The following is an 18,217-nucleotide window of genomic DNA, read 5'->3' on the forward strand; positions in this document are numbered from 1 at the left end:
GATGTCCGTTCTCGAAAATCTTCGTGGCCTGACTTTAGAGCTCTCCGCCGACACGCAACGTACCGGTGAGAGTCTCAGTGCCTATAGCCATGAATTCAACAAGCAACGAGTCCGCATTAACGATACGTTGCGTGGTAGCACTCAGCGGAAAGATCAGGAACTGATGGCCACCGTAGACGATGCGGAACGCCAAGTACGACAAGCGGTTCTTGCACTACAGAGAGCCAGCCGTGTCGCCCGCGATTATGCACATAATTTGTAAGGACCGTTTTAATGTACGCACAAGAAATTTCTCGACTCAAATCCGAGATTTCTGAGCTTCAGAACCTTAGGCATCGGATTTCATCCGCCAGTGGCCGTTGCGAAAGACTCATTGCCCGTCTCGAACCGATCGCCGAGAGAGCGCATCTTGCCACTGCGGGGAGTATTTCAGAACAGCATCACCATATGGTCGGCGCAGCGACAGAAGCACACCGGCAACTACGTTCTACTCGGGAACGACTCAGCGATTCGGCACACGCCGTCCTGTCGCAGGTGCACCGTCTCGAAGCTGAAATCTCGCGGCTTCGAAGATTGCAACAGGAGGCAGAACGCCACGAAACCTCAAGGAGATGATGATGACATCAGAAGTTGAACGTCTCATATTCGCTCTGGACGAGTTGGCTCGCGAAGCCGATTCCTTTGCACGGGAAAGCTGGGACTTGAGTCGAGACATCGGTGGTCTTTCGGGTTCTATGACAGATATTTCAAGTACCATCTCGCTAGAAACTAGTCACCGCGCGGCAAGAAACGCCCATGAAGAAGCTATCGCAATAGCCCGCGCGGCACGCTCCTATACTGACCGGCTCTGATACGAGGGATAACCTTTTGTCTGGATCACCCGGTGACGGAACGTGTCGCCGAAACTCTAAAATGAGTTCAGCAACGAGAACGCATCACCTGTGATTACTGAGCTTCTACAGCTCCCGTTCCTTTGCCTCAAGTTGTTTCAGAGTCAGCCCATCAGCGTTTTTCCACAGATCGAGACCATTAAGGCTACTGCCACCCACAAAGCATGCAGCAGTGGAAGGACTACCGAGTAGCAAATCCGATGTGAGGACATCATCCGAGCCGATATGGTCTCGGTACTTTTCTCGCAATTTTCGAATACCGCGCCTTTCGCCACTGGTGGTGATGTCATCATCGGGCCTCAACCTCGCACCTGCCAGCACGATGAATCCATCGCTAGCTTGCCGTCCTCGAGCTTCAGTTCCTGCGTAACTGAAGTACAGCGTTGGTTCATCAGCCGGTTCCTGCTCGACTGGATTGACCACGTTGTGGTCCTTGGACTCGTCAACCGGGTCAAACATCTTATATCCCAGTGCTGCGACGACTAGTTTAACGTTGGCTATGAATTCTCTAAGCTCGGCTTCTTTCTCTTCGGTCACGGTACCCGGCGACGGGTCATTGGCGTTGGTGACCCTGAATCGCCCAGCGTCCTTGGCCAAGGTAAAGAAGCTGTTTTCGAGAAAACTGATTTCGGTGGCCCCGAAGGAATCGTCCGAGGTCACAATGGCGATCGCGTGGGTCCAATAGTCCAAGCCGTCCTGACCAATATGCTCAAGAATCCGCCCGAGAACGCCCTTGCCGTTCTTTCGTTCTCTGGCTTGGCCGATATAGACCTTTGGGGTTTCGTCTTCGGTACCCACCAAGAAATACACGCCGGTTTGTTTCAGATCATCTCGAGATTTCGCCTCTTGAAGCATCGTGCGAGGGATGAGATGGGTGACTCCGGTCCAATTTCGTAGGGTCGCTTTCTTCCGGCCGTTGGCCGTGCCATCCATGAGGAAAAGTTGTATTGTTCTGCCCACCACTGGTGTCTATCTCTCCCCCTAGCGTCTGGTGCCCTGTGCCACCCGGATGATCATGCGTTCCACTGAATAGTCCGGGTCCCGGGCCAGGCCTTTAGCCTCGGCATCTGCCTGAGCAATCAGCTCGATGGCCTGAGCGATCCCCGGCGCGGTCCAGCGGCGGGTGGTTGCCGCAATTCGCTTGGCCTGCCAAGGCGCAACACCGAGGGTCTGTGCAATTTGTCCTTGCCCAATTCTGGCATCAATGATTCTGGCGATTTGGCGGGCCTTCATTGCCAGCGCTGCGGTAATGGCCACGGGCGAGACGCCGGTCAGCAGGGAATGCCGGAGCAGTCCGACGGCTTGAGCGATCTGGCCATCTAAGGTGGCATCGGCGACTTTGAATGCGGTGGCCTGCACACGCCCGCCATAGTAGCGGTCGACGACCTGCTCGGTCACGGGGCCTTCCACGTCTGAGATCAGCTGGTCCACAGCTGAGGCCAATTCACCCATATCGGAACCGACCGCGTCCACCAAAGCGCGGATAGCTTCGGAGGCGACCTTTTTACGGTGGACTTTGAACTCTTGCGTGACAAACTCCAACTTGTCGCGGTCAGACTTGATGCTTTCGCACTCGACCACAGTGCCCGACTTCTTGAGGACGTCGAGAAGTTTCTTACCCCGGTTACCCCCGGTATGTCGCATCAGCAAAGTGACATCGTCGGCCGGGTCCTTTACGTATTGCAACGCCTCGGCGAGGAACGCATCGTTCATTTTCTGTAAGTCATCGACCTGGATCAATTTAGCTTGGCTAAACAGCGAAGGACTCGCCAACATGGTCAGTTGGCCCGGCTCGTAGTCAGCTGCGGAGAGTCGGTGGGTTTCCAGATCTGGTTCTTGCTCCCGTACGGTAGCCCGCACACGATCAGTCACCCGCATCGCGATGAAATCTTCCGGACCACGCAACAACATGATCGGTGCGGGTTCAACGGTCCGCCAGGAGGCGGTGGAGGCGCGTTTGGTACCAGCGGGCATGGTCTCTAGTCTAGTCGCGCAGTCGACGGGATTAGTGCGTTGTCTTCCACTTCCAAACCATAGTGACCATGTTCATCGGTTCTGAGCACTGAGCCGTAGGTTTCAATCGCCTCCACGATTTCATCAGCTGGATGTCCATAACTATTCTCCTCACCGACACCAATAAGACCCACACTCGGTTCAAGATGGTGAATGATCTCCGTTCCACCGTTGCGAGCGCCGTGGTGGCCGACCTTCAGGACATCGATGTGTTCTGGAACCTCATCCTCACGAATCAAACGTGCCATCGCGTCTTCTTCGAGGTCTCCTGTGGTGAGCACCGAGAGGCTGGTTCCGTCGTAGCTGATCTGCAGGTGCATGACGATGGACGCGTTGTTCTCGTTGGTGGCGTTGCGATCGGCCGCAATCACCTGCCAGTCGACCATGATTTCCTCATCGGCCACGTCTCCGGTGGTGTCACCCTGCATCCCGGGTTCGGCGTGGACGACCAGACTGTGATCTAGTGGCAGGCTGGCCGTCTCGTCTGCCGTGGAGTACAGCACCGACTCGATGGTGTCGGTTGCCTCAAGGACCCCATCTATTCCTCCGTAGTGGTCCTCGTGGTGGTGTGTAACCACCAGTAATTCCACGTGGTCAATGTCGTGTCGGTTCAGACAGGCGGCGGCTACGTCGTCTTCTGGGCCGGTGTCGATCACGATTGCGGAGTTCTCTGCAGTACGAATCAAGAACATGTCTCCCTGTCCGACATCGCACCCGAGTATGACCCAGTTTTCACCGACTCGTTGTTGTGGTGCCGGAACCAGGACGGCGATCTGAGCCATCAGCGCCACCAACACCACCACAACGCAGATCACCAGACCTTTCTGGCGCACCAGCCGGCTGGGAGAGATCGCGACGGCCAATCGTGTTGTGAGAGTGGGACGAGGGTAGCTGGTCACCGCCGGTGGGGTGCGACGTTGCCACCGCATCAGAACATATAGTCCGCACATCGCTCCGGCCAGGTGCAGGATAGTCACCACCCCTCCCAGGGCTCCTTCAGGCCAAGCAACCAGCGCTGCCGGCCAGGAAGACACCCACAAGGCAATAGCCCCAATTCCGGCTGCGGGCACAGCGATCACGCTCAGGATGAGTCCCGACACCCAGGGAAGGACCGGAATGAGGAACGCTGCCAGTGTTCCGGGAACCGTGATGAACGGGACCAGCGGAGCCGCCAGCAGGTTCGCCGGGACAGCAAAAAGGTTGACGTTACCGGTCATCGAAATGATGATGGGCTGACAGGCCAGCTGGGAGACCGTGGACACAGCCAGCGCCGCCGACACGAGGGTGGCCACCACATCGGGTACGACCCTAGCCCTCACCAGCAGAGCTTCTAGGGCCTGTTGCAGAGGCGCAGCGGCGATCACAATGGCCAGTGTCGCTGCCAAGGACAGTTGGAACGCCGGGTGTTGGGCGAGCTGTGGTAAGAACACGAGGATGCCGATCACCGCACAACACAGCACCGGCAGGGCGTGTTTACCGCGTCCGAAGAAGATCACCCATGCTGAGATCGCACCCATCACCCCGGCGCGCACCACCGACGGTTCCCAGCCGACGATGTCGACGAAGATCACCAGGGTCCCTAACACTCCGGTCAACACCACAGCCGGTGGTGCCCGCAAAGAGCGCAGTGCTAATGTCACCGCACCGGCGATCAAGGAACAGTTAGCACCCGATACCGCGGATAGGTGGCTCAGACCGGCAGTTTTCATCGCCTCGTTGAGTTCATCGCTTTCTGCTGAGCGGTCTCCCAGAATGAGCCCGGGCAGAAGTTGCTCGGCGGTGCCGAACGTGTCGCGAGAGTGCTCGCGTAGCCCTGAGCGGATGATCTCTCGTCCAGTAATCCCGGTGCTGTCGTGGCTTGCTGGCCTCTGACAGTCTCCAGGTTGGGGCCCGGTATCGGCCGAGAAGAACACCGTACCCGATCCCTCAGCTGGCTGTGGCGTCCCAAACAGGCACAGGTGGTCACCGACGGCGACCGTGGCCCACCGCTCATCGTTGCTGGAAATCATCAACTCGGCCGGGTGGTCGATCTCGGTGAGCTCGGTACCGAATCGCTCGACACTGGCCTGCACGAACCAGCGAGTACCAAATTGTCCTGCCGAGGACGTCGGGGTTTCCTCCACCTCGACGTGGACTCGGATCTGTTCTTGGGCTGCCACGGCCTCGGCCCACCCGGATTCTTCGGCCTGTAGCCGCTGGTGGAAGGCACTGGTGACCGGTGCCAGGGCCAGCCACAAGCCCAACGCCAGAACGGCTGTCAGGCGAGCCACCATCCCGGCGCGTCGGTGCGTACCCGTCCGGCGACGTGACCGAAAGAACAACCCGGTACAGATCAGTCCCAGCCCTAAGCACAGCAACGGGATCGCTCGGGCCTTCTCGACCGAGAGGCTCGGAATCCATAAACATCCCACCAGGCTGACTCCCACCGCCGGAAGCAGTCGGATATCGACCGGTAGCACCCGAGGCGGCTCGATACTGTGTCGGAGGTCGGGGGTTTCAGAAGCTGACGAGACCATCGAGCCGTTCCAACGTCGCCGGACCAATACCGGAGACTGCTTCTAAATCCGCCAGTGACCCAAACGGTCCGTGTTGGTCGCGGTGGTTGATGATCTTTTCCGCGGTCGCCGGCCCGACACCCGGCAAGCTCTCCAGTCCCGCCGCATCAGCCGTATTGACGTTGACCGCTTCCCCATCGGCTACTGGCTCTCCCCCACCACCGGTCGTGCTGGCACCGCCCGATCCGGCCGGAGCCTGGTCCTGGCTGTGGTGATCCGGTACAAGAATCTGTTGGCCGTCCTGGACCGGGGCGGCCAGGTTGAGTCCTTCCAACACCGCATCCTCGGTGGGCCCGCCGGCAGCATCCAGCGCGTCGATGACCCGCTCCTCGGTGGTCAGTTCGTAGACCCCTGGGTTGGCGACCTCACCGACCACGTGGACCACCACGTGAGACTGGTCTGCACCGATATCTGCCCCGTTGTCCTGACTGTCGCTACCGTCCGCATCAGCAACCGCAGTGTCAGCCCCGGTTTCTTGGAGCTCGATGCGGTCTTCGACCTCCCCGGTGTCATCAGCTGATGCGGGCAGGTTGATGGACAGCCACCGGAACAGCCACCACGTTCCGGCGATGATCACACAGATCACCAGCGCGGAGACGGCAATGCGTGTCCGCCATAAGGGTGAGGAACTGTCCTGGGTGACTGCAGTGTCTGATCCCTCGGCTGGATGGTGATGCTGGTGTTGGCCCATGCTCCCAAGCTTGCCGACAGCAGGCCAGCTGATCAGCCCACGGCCACCAACTGTGGACAGTGGCCCTTTGTCTCGTGCGTCTAGAGAATGGTGCTGTAGTCCAGCTCGGGGCTGATGCTCACACCTAGGGCGCCTAACCCCAGGTGAGCTACCAGCACGGCCGGGATCATCAGCACCGGCACTGGTGCGGTGGAGTATTCATCGATGCGGGCGGCCAGCTCCATGGCGGAGTCGAGATTGCCGTAACCGTGTACGGCCAGGCGGATGGGGCGTTGTGTGGCAGCTTGGGCGACTTTATCCACCATGATCTGTTGGGCTTTGGCAAAATTCCGAGGTCGGTCCATCAACTGGATGGCTCCCTCGTTCAGGGTCAGCACCGGCCGGACCTGGAGTAGTTGCCCCAGCAGACCAGTCAGTGGCGGAATGCGTCCACCTTTGCGTAACTGGTCCAGGTTTGGGACCGTGAAATACACCTGCGAGGCTGTGGCTTGTTCATCAATGAGCTGTGCCAGCTTGGTTGCCGGAATGCCGTTATGGCCACGGACCACCGCATCCACCACCGCGTATCCCATAGCCATCCCGGAGGTCAGGGTGTCGACGATCTCGACCGGGATGGGTGATTGGGTGGCTGCCAGCCGAGCGGCTTCCACGGTGCCGGAGATCTTGCCGGAGACGTGCACCGAGACAATCGAACCGTAGCCCTGTTCGGCGATCCGCTCGTAGAGTTGCCGGAATTGTCCCGGCGCGGGCCGGGAGGTGCGCACCGGAGTACCAGCTGCTAGCGCGATGGGGAGCTCGTCGTTGGTATCGGCAGAGCCATCGGAGTGGATCTGCTCGCCAATCATCACCGGCATGGCAATCTGGCGCAACTGGGAGCCGGTCGGTAGCGTGGTGGCAACCGCTTCGGGAAGCGCCGAGGAGGTGTCGGTGACGATCACCGTCCGGTCTTTGCGGGGCGGTTTGATGTATCGTCCCAGACCGGGCACCTCGGCCCGGATTTTTCGGGCCCGGGTGTGCAGGTCGGTCAGCCAGCGGGTGTAGGTTGCCATACCAGACGGTGTCCTAGCCGGTCACGATATTGACCAGTTTGGGTTCCTTGACGATGACCTTGCGAATCTCGGCGCCGTCGAGGAATTTCTGGACTTTCTCTGAGGCCAGGGCTTTGGCTTCCAGCTCCTCGGCGGTAATCGAGGTCGGGACCTCGAACTTATCGCGCAGTTTGCCTTTGACCTGCACCACGGCGGTGATGCTGTCTTCCACCAATAGCTCGGGGTCGACGGTGGGCCAAAACGACCGGGACACCGACGGCTCGTGGCCCAACAGCGCCCACATGTCTTCGGCGGTATAGGGGGCTACCAGGGACAGTAGCTGGGCCAGGACTTCCACGGCCTCACGCACGGCCGGGTCGGCGATTCCTTGCTCGCTGGAATCCACGGTTTTCCGGACCGTATTGACCAACTCCATGCACCGGGCGACCACCACGTTGAACTTGTGGTCATCCAATAGAGTGTCGGCCTCATCGACGGTTTTGTGTGTCTTCTGGCGGAGCGAGACGGTTCCGGTGGAGGGGTCGGTACCGACTGGCGCACCGGATTCGTTGATGTCGCGGGCCAACCGCCAGGCCCGGGCGAGGAACTTCAGCGACGACTGCGGGGACACCTGGGCCCAGTCGATATCGTCTTCCGGCGGGGAGGCAAAAACCATGGTGAGTCGTACGGCATCGACACCGAAGGTGTCGAGCTGTTCACCCAGGTCCACACCATTACCGAGAGACTTGGACATCGCCTTGCCCCGGTTGAGAACCTGCCCCTGGTTGAGCAACCGGGAGAACGGTTCCACGAAGGAGACCAGCCCCATGTCGTAGAGGGCCTTGGTGAAGAACCGGGAGTACAGCAGGTGCAAGATCGCGTGCTCCACACCGCCGACATATTGGTCAACCGGTAGCCAGCGGTCCACGGCGTCCCGGTCCCAGCAGGCGGTGTCCACGTTCGGGGAGGCATACCGGATGTAGTACCAGGAGGAGTCCACGAAGGTGTCCATGGTGTCGGTATCTCGTTGTGCGGCACCGCCACAGTTCGGGCAGTCGACGTTGACCCATTCGGTAGCGGCCGCTAGTGGCGAGGTGCCCTTCGGGGCCAGCTGTTCACCCGTGAGGTTCTCGGGCTGGCGGACCGGAAGCTGGTCTTCGGGCACCGGGACTTCACCGCAGTCCGGGCAGTGAATGATCGGGATGCAGGCGCCCCAGAACCGCTGCCGCGATAGCAACCAATCGCGCAACCGGTAATTCACCGCAGCCCGTCCGGTTCCTCGGGCCTCCAGCGACTCAATGGCTTTGGCCTGGGCTGCGGTAGAGTCCAGGCCGGTGAGTTTTCCGGAGTTGACCAGGGTGCCGTGAGCGACGGTGGCGAGCTTGGTCTCTTCGGGGTTGTCTTCTCCGTTGTCGACTACCTGGCGCACCGGTAGGCCGATGGCGACGGCGAAGTCCATATCGCGCTGGTCGTGAGCGGGCACGGCCATAATCGCCCCGGTGCCGTAGTCTGAGAGCACATAGTCCGAGGCCCAGACCGGGATGCGTTCTCCGGACAGCGGGTTGATGGCGTAGCGCCCCAAAAACACGCCGGTCTTGTCCCGGTCGGTGGCCTGACGCTCAATATCGGAGACCTTCTTCAGCTCTTCCTGGTAGGCCTCCAATTTGGCGCGGTGCTCGTCATCGACGAGTTCGCCGGCCAGCTCAGCGTCGGCGGCCACCACCATGAACGTGGCACCGTAGAGCGTGTCGGCACGGGTGGTATAGATTTCGATCTCCGGGCCGTCTTCGATCTGGAAGTTCACATTCGCCCCGGTGGAGCGACCAATCCAGTTGCGTTGCATGGCCAACACCCGGTCCGGCCACTTGCCTTCCAGGGCTTCCATGTCGTCGAGCAGGCGGTCGGCATAGTCGGTGATCTTGAAGTACCACTGGTTCAGGCTCTTTTTGGTCACCTGGGTGCCACACCGCTCGCAGGCGCCGTCGACGACCTGCTCATTGGCCAACACGGTCTGATCTTTCGGGCACCAGTTCACCGGGGAGTTTTTCCGGTAGGCCAGCCCGTGCTTGTAGAACTGCAGGAACAGCCACTGGGTCCAGCGGTAGTATTCCGGGTCCGAGGTGTGCAGCTCGGTGTCCCAGTCCACCGAGATGGCGTAGCGCTGGAAGGATGCCTTCTGGGTTTCGATGTTCTGGTAGGTCCATTCCGCCGGGTGGCTATTGCGCTTAATTGCGGCGTTTTCGGCCGGCAGACCGAAAGAGTCCCATCCGATCGGGTGGAGCACATCGTAGCCTTTGAGCATCCAATACCGGGAGACCACATCCCCCATCGCGAAGGCTTCGGCGTGGCCCATGTGCAGGTCCCCGGACGGGTAGGGAAACATATCCAGGACATAGCGTCGTTCCCGGCTGCCATCATCAGCAGGAGAGAAAGTGCGGTGCTCGGTCCAGTAGGTCCCCCAGCGTTTCTCCAGGGTCCGGAAATCGTAGTCCGTCTCGTGGTGATCGGGGGCTGGTGAAGTCGAGTCAGTCACTGGATTCCTGTTCGAAAGGTGGGTGGTGGGGTTGGGCTCACCGCGGGTGAGCCGGTGAGCTGGTGGCACGGGGCCATAACGTCATTAGTCTAGTGTAGGTCCTCGGTCAGTTCCGCACGGATCTCAGTCATCCATGCGTCCAGATCCTGGACAGCATCGATCTCTTCTTGGCTATTGGGTTCTTCCAGATCAATCAAAAAGACGCGTTGCTCAGCTTCCCCCGGTAGCGATAGCTCCAGCACTTCTCCATCCTCGGAGCCTGCCCACTGTACCTCAGGGTGCAAGCCGGCAACCAGGCCCGCCTCCCAGAGCCCTTCGAGTCGCGCCTCATAGCGTGGGGCAAATCGGGCATTCTCGGTAGAGCCCGACCAGGCATCGGCGAGGCCGTCCGGCATGCGGGGGAACATCCCATGGCGTTGGGCGAAGCTGACTCCGACAGGAATGGGTCGAATGACATCCCCGACGGTGATCAGTCCGGGTTGTTCGGCGGTGACCACGAGCTGGCCGGTGGCTACTGTTTCGTCAAGTTCCACTCGACCCAGGGTGGTTCCCAGTGCAATCCGCGCACCAGCCAGTGACTGGAGCTCTTCTAAGCCTGCCCTGACAACCAGGGTGTCGGCCGTAGGTTGAGCGGCTGTGGCCTTGATGCAGGTGGTCTGGGTTGTCGGTGCTATGCGAAGGTCCACGGTCACCTCAAGGGCATCGCACGGTGCCTCAGGTGCCAGACCATCGAGAGCTGTCACGGTGAACATGAGACCATGCTACGCCGACGTCAGTCGACAGAGACCCCACAGCAGTGAACGGCTCATGAAAACCATCACGGAGCGTCCACCGCTGTGGGGTCGGTGTCGTGAGGGGCTAGGGGTTCGTGCTGGCGACGACGGTTGAGAAGGTAGCCAAACCGGTCGAAGCAAGGCTACCTTCACCTGAGACCTCCCGGTCAGACTCTTCAGTCTGTTCAGGTTGATCACTTCCAGCGCCGGGAACAAAGCTCTTATCCCGTGAGGATTCAGAGCTTTCCGTGCCGTGCGATGAGGGGACGGAACGAGACGGGTCCGGGGTATCCGAACGGCTCCACAAAATCTACTCTTTCGTAGGGTTCCACCCAATAGTGTGTTCAATGGCTTGAGCCCAGCCGGCCAGGAGACGCTGACGGTCTGATTCGCTCATGTTGGGAGTCCACTCGTGTCCGGGCTGGCACAGCGAGGAAACCTCGTGATGGTCGGTCCACAAGCCCCCACCGAGTCCGGCAGCAAAGGCAGCCCCACGGGCGGTGGTTTCAATATCTGAGGCCCGCTGAACCGGGATTTGCAACAGGTCGGCTTGGAATTGCATCAGATCGTGGTTGACGGTCATTCCCCCATCAACGCGTAGCACCTCGGGACCATCGACGCCGGTGTCTTCACTGACGGCGACCAGCACATCGCTGGTTTGGAAGGCGGTGGCTTCCAGCACCGCACGCGCAATATGTCCGGCGGTGGCGTAGCTGGTTAGGCCAATCATGGTGCCACGGGCGTCCGAGCGCCAGTACGGCGCGAACAGCCCGGAGAACGCCGGCACAAAGTACACACCACCGTTGTCTGCTACGGTGGCGGCTAGTTCCTCGATCTCTTCCGAGGTCTGAATCAGCCCAATTTGGTCGCGTAACCATTGCACCACCGAGCCGGCTTGAGCCACCGAGCCTTCCAGCGCGTAGTGCACGTCGTCTCCCTGCAGGTGGTACGCCACGGTGGTAATCAGTCCGTGGGAGGACCGCACGAGCTCGGTACCGGTGTTGTGAAGCACGAAGCATCCGGTGCCATAGGTGTTTTTGACCTGTCCGGAGTGGAAAATCCCCTGTCCGAAAGCTGCGGCCTGTTGGTCGCCCAAAATGCCGGTGATGGGGATGCCGGTAAATCCCGACCCATCCGCCACGGTGCCGAAGTGGCCGGAACAGGGTTTGATACTCGGCAGAGCCGCCAGGGTCTCCTCCACTGGCAAGCCCAACAGCTCGATGAGTTCCCGGTCCCAGTCACCCTCCAGGAGGTTCATCAGCAACGTACGGGAGGCGTTGGTGATGTCGGTGGCATGGGTACTCCGGCCGGTGAGGTTCCACAAAATCCAGGAGTCGATGGTGCCGAACAACAATCGACCTTCTGCAGCCAGCTGGCTGACTTCGGGGACGTGGTCCCATAGCCACCGCATTTTCAGCCCCGAGAAATAGGAGGCCACCGGAAGACCGGATAGTTCTCGGACCCGTGGCGAGCGCTCGGCCAGTCGGGCGACCATCTCGTCGGTGCGGGTATCCTGCCAGACAATGGCCCGGTGGACCGGACGTCCTGTCTGCACGTCCCAGGCCACGGTGGTTTCGCGCTGATTGGTCATCCCGATGGCGACAATATTCGAGGCGGTATACCGGCTACGCGCTAAGCACAGGGCCATCAGTTCCCGGATGTTCTGCCAGATCTCTCCGGCATCGTGTTCCACCCAGCCCGGGTGAGGGAAGTACTGGCGGTGTTCCCGTTGCGCGAGAGCCACCTGGGTGCCGTCGGCCGCATAAATCACCACCCGCGAGGAGGTTGTTCCAATATCGAGACTCATCACCACAGATTCCGCCATAGTTCCTCACCCTAACCGTTCAGTAGCCCATCTCACACTAGGCTGAAAGGGTGTTCACCAACTCCCCGACCCGCATTCGCTTCCGCGACCAGCTCTGTCCGCCCACCTCGGTGCGTGATACCGCGACCTTCACCGGGTTCCCGATGCGCTTTCCCGAACGCCGTCTTCTGTGGCTGGCCGACCCGGTCTCCGGAGAGCCCACCCCCACGGTTCTCTACCACTACCGTCCGGCAACAGGCACCACCCAAACCAGTACTGCTCACCGTCCCGATCCGGTGGTGATGGTCCACGGGTTCCGTGGCGACCACCACGGGCTCCAGTTGGTAGCCGACGCCTTAGCCGACCACGAGATATATATCCCGGACCTGCCCGGTTTCGGGGCATCCCCCGCCTTTCCCACCGCTCCGCACCGGTCGGAGGACTTCGCTGCGCTCATTAATCAGCTACCCGAGGCGTTGGGCCTGAGCACCTCCCCGTGGTTGGTGGGGCATTCCTTTGGCTCGATTGTGGCCAGCTACGCGGCCGCAACCGCCGTTTCCGATTCACCCGGTTGGCGCAGGCTGGCATTGCTGAATCCCATCGCCCGCCCAGCTTTAGCAGCCGATGGCTCCTGGTTTCAGCGCGTCGGGACCGCAGTCACGGCTGGCTTCTATCGGGCCTGTGCAAGCCTGCCCTCCGCGTTGGGCCGGTGGGCGCTATCAGCCAGTCCGATGGTGTGGGCCACCGGTGCTGTGATGTCAGAGACCGACGACCGTCATATCCTGGCCTACACCCACGACCAACACCAGCAGTACTTCTCGGAGTTCGACACTCCCCACAGCCTGTTGCAGGCCTATCAGGCCTCCATCTCCACCACCGTCGCCGAGGCGGCTCCGGACATCACCGTCCCGGTGTTGCTGATTGCCGGTGGGAAAGACCCGCTGGCCTCGGTGGATGACCAGCGGGTGTTGGCCACACGGTTTGGCCCCTCGTCTCACGTGCGGTTGGAGGTCATTGCCGAGACCGGGCATTTGATGCACTACGAACAGGCCCCGGCCATCGGCAGGTTGCTGACCGACTGGATGAGTGAGGTGGCTTAGAGCTCGCGCACTCCCCCAATGCGAGCTTTCACGCTGGTGGCCGAGCGTTCGGCCGACAGCACCGCCTTTTGAGCCCGCAAAGCGGCCTGGACGGTGCTGGCCACCCGGTGCGGGTAGAACAGCAGAGCCCGCCACCGGGGTTCTTCGGTAGCTTCCACCGTGGCCTCCACCGGGGTGGGCCCAATCCACGGGGACTGTTCGGCACGATAAGGCAACTGCACGCCGGCAATAAATTTGTGCACCTCGGCACTGGTGCCGGTCACCTCGGCCACCTGAGTGATCGGCGGAAACCCCAGCTCGGCCCGGTCGGCCAGGGTGCGGGAGGCGAAACTGACCGGGTTCATCCGCACCAGGGCTCCTACGATCTCTTGGTGGGTTGCGGTGACGACCACCAATCCCCCATCAGATGCCGAACGCACCAGCGTGGCGGCTTGCATCCAGTGGCCCATCACCATTTCCGGGACCATCAGTCCCTCTCGTTGTAGCTGCGCGTCCCCGTCCAGCAAGAGCGCGGTGGCGTATCCGCCGGGGGCCACCGGCTCCGAGCCGGGGGTGGCCACCACCAGGGCGGGCTCGTCGGTGATGCTGGCGACCATGTGGTCGGCCGAGGAGGAAATCACCGGCACCTGAGGGAAGGCCCGGCCCAACTCGTCGGCGGTGCGGTCCACGCCACGAGCGCCGGCCCGCAGTCGGGAGTTGCCGCAGTTGATGCACCGGTAGTCGCGGTGCCGGGCTCCGCACCATCGGCAGGCCAGTTCGCCACTGGCGGCCGCCATCCGGTCGGTGAAGCTCAGCGGACCGGTACAGTTCGGACACCGGGCCGGGGCATGACACCGGGTACAAAACACCCCGGGGATAAATCCGGCCCGATGCACCTGGACTAACACCGGACCACCGACGCCCTGGGTGCGGGTACCGTCTAGTCCCTCGCGGGCGGCTTGCCAGGCCAGACCGGGTAGTCGCGCATTGGGCCCCATGTGGTCGCGTCTGGCATGAAAACTGTCGGCGGTGGAGACTACCCGCGGGGCTAATCGATGGCGGGTGTGGCGCTCCGGGCTGATGTCTCGGGCCTGGCCGGTCTCAACCAGGTATTGGGTCGCGGTACTGCGGGAGGGCGAGACCAGCAACAGTCGTGCGGGTGCAGTCGTCTCGGCCGTGGCACCGGTGCGACGCCGGGCGACGTGGGCGACCTGGTGGTAGGGTGCTCGGGGTTCGGTGAGCTGATCGTCGGCGTCCTGATACACCGCCACCAGCCCCAGCCGATGCACCGGGGCCCAGATGGCCGACCGGGTGCCAATCACCACGTGCCGGTGGCCGGCCAGAATCTGCAGGAATGACCGGTAGCGCTGGGTGGGCCCTTGTCGGGAGTCCAACCGAGCGTAGTGATGCTGCCCGACCCGGTCGGCGACATGTCGCTCGAGCCGATCGAGGTCTTTGAGATCCGGCACCACCAGGATGCTGCTCTGCTGCCGTGCCAGGGTCCGGGCGGCGGCATCGGCGAGCAACGCCATCGAGTCCCAGGCGCCGAAGCTGGAGGGAAGACTCAGCGCAAAGCTCGTCGCAGTGTCTTCGGGGCTGGGTTCTGCAAAGAGCCCTTCCCAGCCGGGAAACACCGTCCAGTCCACGGTCGGCGATTCCTGGTCAGTCTGCTCGGGGTGTTCGGGCCAGCCCGGTTCCCGCACAGTGCCGTGATCCTGGGCCCATTGACGTTCGAGTTTTGCGACTCGCGGTGGGATGGCAGCCCGGAGAACATCAGCGACCGTGCCGGCGTAGTCGGCGGCCACGGTGGTGGCCAACCGGTAGATATCCTCGGTCAGTACGGGCAGGGCCGAGACCACGGTGCGAATCGGAGTCAGGGTAGCCCGGGTGGAGATGGTGTCGGTGCGCTCGACCAGCCAGCCGGTCATGGTCTGGTGACCGAACCGGACTTTGACTTTCACCCCCGGTTGCGCCGGGGCATCCAGTTCGGGCGGAATCAGGTAGTCGAATAGCCGGTCTAAATGCGGGACCGGGGATTCCAGCAAGACCTTTGCCACGGGCCGGTCGGGCCAGCCGGTGGGATGTGGTGGCAGGGATGGCTCTGGGACAGGTAGGTCAAAGAGCGCATCGGTGGGTGGCACGTCACCAGCCTACAGCCGCGCGCAATGCCTCCACCTGATCAAGGCGTTCCCAGGTGAAGTCGGGATCTTCCCGGCCGAAGTGACCGTTGGTGGCGGTCTTGGCGTAGATCGGACGCAACAATTTCAGGCTGGAGATAATGGCGGCCGGACGCAAGTCGAAGACCTGATTCACCGCGGCAATGATCTGCTCGTGGGAGATCTTTTCGGTCCCAAAGGTGTCCACGTACAGACCAACGGGGCGGGCCTTGCCTAGTGCGTAAGCCACCTGGAATTCGGCCCGGTCAGCCAACCCGGCGGCCACCACATTCTTGGCCACCCAGCGCATCGCATAGGCCGCCGAGCGGTCCACCTTGGAGGGATCCTTGCCGGAGAAGGCGCCACCACCGTGGCGGGCCATCCCACCGTAGGTGTCGACAATGATTTTGCGGCCGGTCAATCCGGCATCCCCGACCGGACCACCAATCACGAAGGGTCCACCGGGATTGATAATGTAATCAGCGTTCGAGTAGTCCAGATCGGAGCTGGCTAGTACCGGATTGATGACGTGCTTGATCACATCAGCACGGACCGTCTCTTGGGACACGTCCGAGGTGTGTTGGGTGGAGACCACCACGGTTTCCACGGTCACCGGTCGATGGTTCTCGTCATAGCCGACGGTGACCTGGGTTTTGCCATCCGGTAGCAAGTAGGACATCGGGGTGGATTCCAGGTTCCGCACCGTGGTCAGTCGTTCCGAGAGTCGGTGGGCTAAATAGGCCGGGGCCGGCATGTAGACCGGGGTCTCGTTGGTGGCATAGCCGAACATAATTCCCTGGTCACCTGCGCCCTGTAGGTCAATCTGGTCGACTGAGCCGTCGCGGGCCTCCAGGGAGCGGGACACACCCGAGTGGATATCTGAGGACTGTTGTCCGATGGAGATATTGACACCACAGGTTGCGCCGTCGAACCCATTGGCCGAGGAATCATAGCCGATGCCCAGAATCGTATTGCGCACAATTTCGGGGATCTCCACGTAGGCGGAGGTGCGCACCTCCCCAGCAACCTGCACCAGCCCGGTCGTGGTGAGCGTTTCCACCGCGACCTTAGCGTTGGGGTCCTGGGCCAATAAGGAGTCCAGGATGGCATCCGAAATCTGGTCACAGATCTTGTCGGGGTGTCCGCTGGTCACCGATTCAGAGGTGAACAGACGCAACTCGCCCGAGCCCACGCCCTCGTAACGGGCGTAGCCGGAACCGGTCGTGTTCTGAGAAGAATGCTGAGCTGTCACGGTTCGCCATTCTACCGCTCAGCGCTCAGCACCTGCAGTCCAGAAGTCACGAGCTGTTATCTTGCTCGCAACGCGGTCAGCGTCTTGAGCCGATGGGAGGGGAAGGTTTTCGTGTGTACTCTAACGTGCGTTGATGTTCTCCACGACCACGGCTAGACCTTGACCGACTCCAATGCACAGGCACGCCACACCCCAGCGGTCTCCGGATTCGTGCAGTCGTCGAGCCAGGGTCCCTAGCACGCGGGCACCGGAGGCACCCAACGGGTGACCCAACGCGATGGCTCCACCCCAGGTATTGACAATCCCCTGGTCCACACCCCAGGCGTCCAAACAGACCAGGGTTTGGGCGGCAAAGGCCTCGTTGAGCTCCACCGTTGCGATGTCGTCCCAGGTAATTCCCGCCCGAGCAATAGCACGGTTGGTGGCTTCCACGGGCGCATACCCGAAGAACTGGGGCTCATTAGCGGAGGCTGCGCGTCCGGCAATGCGCACGAGGGGTTCCAGCCCCAGAATCTCGGAGGCCTTGTCCGATCCAATCCACACCGTGGCTGCTCCGTCGTTCATGGGCGAGGCGTTACCAGCGGTCACGGTGCCGTGGTCTTTCCGGAACACCGTGCGCAGCCCGGCCAGAGTTTCCGGGGTGGAATCCGGGCGGATGGTTTCGTCCCGGTGTAGCTCGGTGCCGACAACCGGGGAGACCAGGTTGTCGTAGGTGCCGTTGTCCCAGGCGGTGGCCGCCAGCTGGTGGGAACGGGCCGCGTAGTCATCCATCCGTTCGCGAGTGATCCCGAATTTCTCACGCAACTGCTCGGTGGCCTCCCCGAGCGAGACCGTCCATTCAGCCGGCATGTTGTCGTTAATCAGTCGCCAACCCAGCGCGGTATTGGATAGCTGCAGGTTATACATCGGGAACGGGCGATCGGTTTTCGGCAACACCCAGGGCGCGCGCGACATGGACTCCACCCCACCGGTGAGGATCAGATCGGCATCACCGACCTCGACCTGGCGGGAGGCGACCATCGCTGCGTCCAGGCTGGAACCGCACAGGCGGTTGACCGTGGTACCGGGAATGGATACTGGGAGCCCAGCCAGTAGCGTGGCCATGCGCGCAACATTGCGGTTGTCTTCTCCAGCCCCGTTGGCATTGCCAAAGATCACTTCGTCGACCTGGTCTGCTGCAGAGAGTTCACTGGGCAAATTCGGCGCCCGTTTGACGAGCTCGCCGATCACGTGAGCGGCCAGGTCATCCGGACGCACGGCTGCCAGTCCCCCGCCGATTTTGCCGAAGGGTGTGCGCACTGCATCGTAGACGTACGCGGGTTGTAGAGCGGTCATGGCGTGGCGATCTCCTTTATGACAGTGCCCTAGATCACTTCTGGGTGATTATTCTAGTGTGGTCGCTACTAACCGACCGGTACATTGTCGCTGACATGCTTGCAGACA

13 protein-coding genes are annotated in these 18,217 nt (G+C 61.4%); 2 read left to right on the forward strand and 11 right to left on the reverse strand.

From position 1 onward, the window contains the following. The first annotated feature begins 1 nt into the window (after position 1). Entirely contained in the window at positions 2-262 is a 261-nt protein-coding gene (locus tag QDX22_RS03040; protein ID WP_110098402.1) for a hypothetical protein, read from the forward strand. Positions 263-956: 694 nt separating this feature from the next. Here QDX22_RS03040 and QDX22_RS03045 read toward each other — a convergent pair. The 8 genes from QDX22_RS03045 to glpK all read right to left on the reverse strand — a co-directional run bounded on the left by QDX22_RS03045 (position 957) and on the right by glpK (position 12,308). After that, positions 957-1,850 (reverse strand): GIY-YIG nuclease family protein, encoded by an 894-nt coding sequence (locus tag QDX22_RS03045; RefSeq protein WP_199445860.1) that lies wholly within the window; start codon positions 1,848-1,850, stop codon positions 957-959. A 21-nt stretch (positions 1,851-1,871) separates the two neighbouring features. After that, positions 1,872-2,864: a DNA polymerase III subunit delta gene (gene holA / locus QDX22_RS03050; protein ID WP_110098404.1), complete on the reverse strand. Its 993-nt coding sequence runs from the start codon at positions 2,862-2,864 to the stop codon at positions 1,872-1,874. A gap of 5 nt (positions 2,865-2,869) precedes the next feature. Then, entirely contained in the window at positions 2,870-5,419 is a 2,550-nt protein-coding gene (locus QDX22_RS03055; protein ID WP_110098405.1) for a ComEC/Rec2 family competence protein, read from the reverse strand. Then, positions 5,400-6,149, reverse strand: a complete 750-nt coding sequence (locus tag QDX22_RS03060; protein ID WP_110098406.1) for a ComEA family DNA-binding protein — start codon at positions 6,147-6,149, stop codon at positions 5,400-5,402. The genes QDX22_RS03055 and QDX22_RS03060 overlap by 20 nt, the downstream gene beginning before the upstream one ends. A gap of 80 nt (positions 6,150-6,229) precedes the next feature. Continuing rightward, on the reverse strand, positions 6,230-7,198 hold the full coding sequence (locus tag QDX22_RS03065) for a DegV family protein (protein WP_110098407.1): 969 nt from the start codon (positions 7,196-7,198) through the stop codon (positions 6,230-6,232). 13 nt (positions 7,199-7,211) lie between these two features. Continuing rightward, positions 7,212-9,710 (reverse strand): leucine--tRNA ligase, encoded by a 2,499-nt coding sequence (leuS, locus tag QDX22_RS03070; protein WP_279717991.1) that lies wholly within the window; start codon positions 9,708-9,710, stop codon positions 7,212-7,214. A gap of 89 nt (positions 9,711-9,799) precedes the next feature. Continuing rightward, complete coding sequence (locus tag QDX22_RS03075; protein ID WP_279717992.1) at positions 9,800-10,462, reverse strand: hypothetical protein; 663 nt, start codon at positions 10,460-10,462, stop codon at positions 9,800-9,802. Between the two features lie 331 nt (positions 10,463-10,793). After that, the gene (gene glpK, locus QDX22_RS03080) at positions 10,794-12,308 is read right to left on the reverse strand and encodes a glycerol kinase GlpK (protein WP_279717993.1); all 1,515 of its coding nucleotides are present in this window, start codon (positions 12,306-12,308) and stop codon (positions 10,794-10,796) included. A gap of 50 nt (positions 12,309-12,358) precedes the next feature. Here glpK and QDX22_RS03085 point away from each other — a divergent pair, with 50 nt between their 5' ends. After that, the gene (locus QDX22_RS03085; protein ID WP_279717994.1) at positions 12,359-13,387 is read left to right on the forward strand and encodes an alpha/beta fold hydrolase; all 1,029 of its coding nucleotides are present in this window, start codon (positions 12,359-12,361) and stop codon (positions 13,385-13,387) included. Here QDX22_RS03085 and QDX22_RS03090 read toward each other — a convergent pair. From QDX22_RS03090 to QDX22_RS03100, 3 genes are all read right to left on the reverse strand, one after another. Further along, entirely contained in the window at positions 13,384-15,507 is a 2,124-nt protein-coding gene (locus QDX22_RS03090) for a primosomal protein N' family DNA-binding protein (RefSeq protein ID WP_279717995.1), read from the reverse strand. The two genes, QDX22_RS03085 and QDX22_RS03090, sit on opposite strands and share 4 nt — an antisense overlap. Position 15,508: 1 nt before the next feature. Continuing rightward, on the reverse strand, positions 15,509-16,714 hold the full coding sequence (gene metK, locus QDX22_RS03095) for a methionine adenosyltransferase (RefSeq protein WP_279718173.1): 1,206 nt from the start codon (positions 16,712-16,714) through the stop codon (positions 15,509-15,511). 180 nt (positions 16,715-16,894) lie between these two features. Then, positions 16,895-18,109 carry a thiolase family protein gene (locus QDX22_RS03100; RefSeq protein WP_279717996.1) on the reverse strand — a complete coding sequence of 405 codons (1,215 nt, stop codon included), beginning with the start codon at positions 18,107-18,109 and terminating at the stop codon, positions 16,895-16,897. Between the last annotated feature and the right edge of the window lie 108 nt (positions 18,110-18,217).

Source organism: Auritidibacter ignavus (assembly GCF_029853775.1).
Lineage (GTDB): Bacteria > Actinomycetota > Actinomycetes > Actinomycetales > Micrococcaceae > Auritidibacter > Auritidibacter ignavus.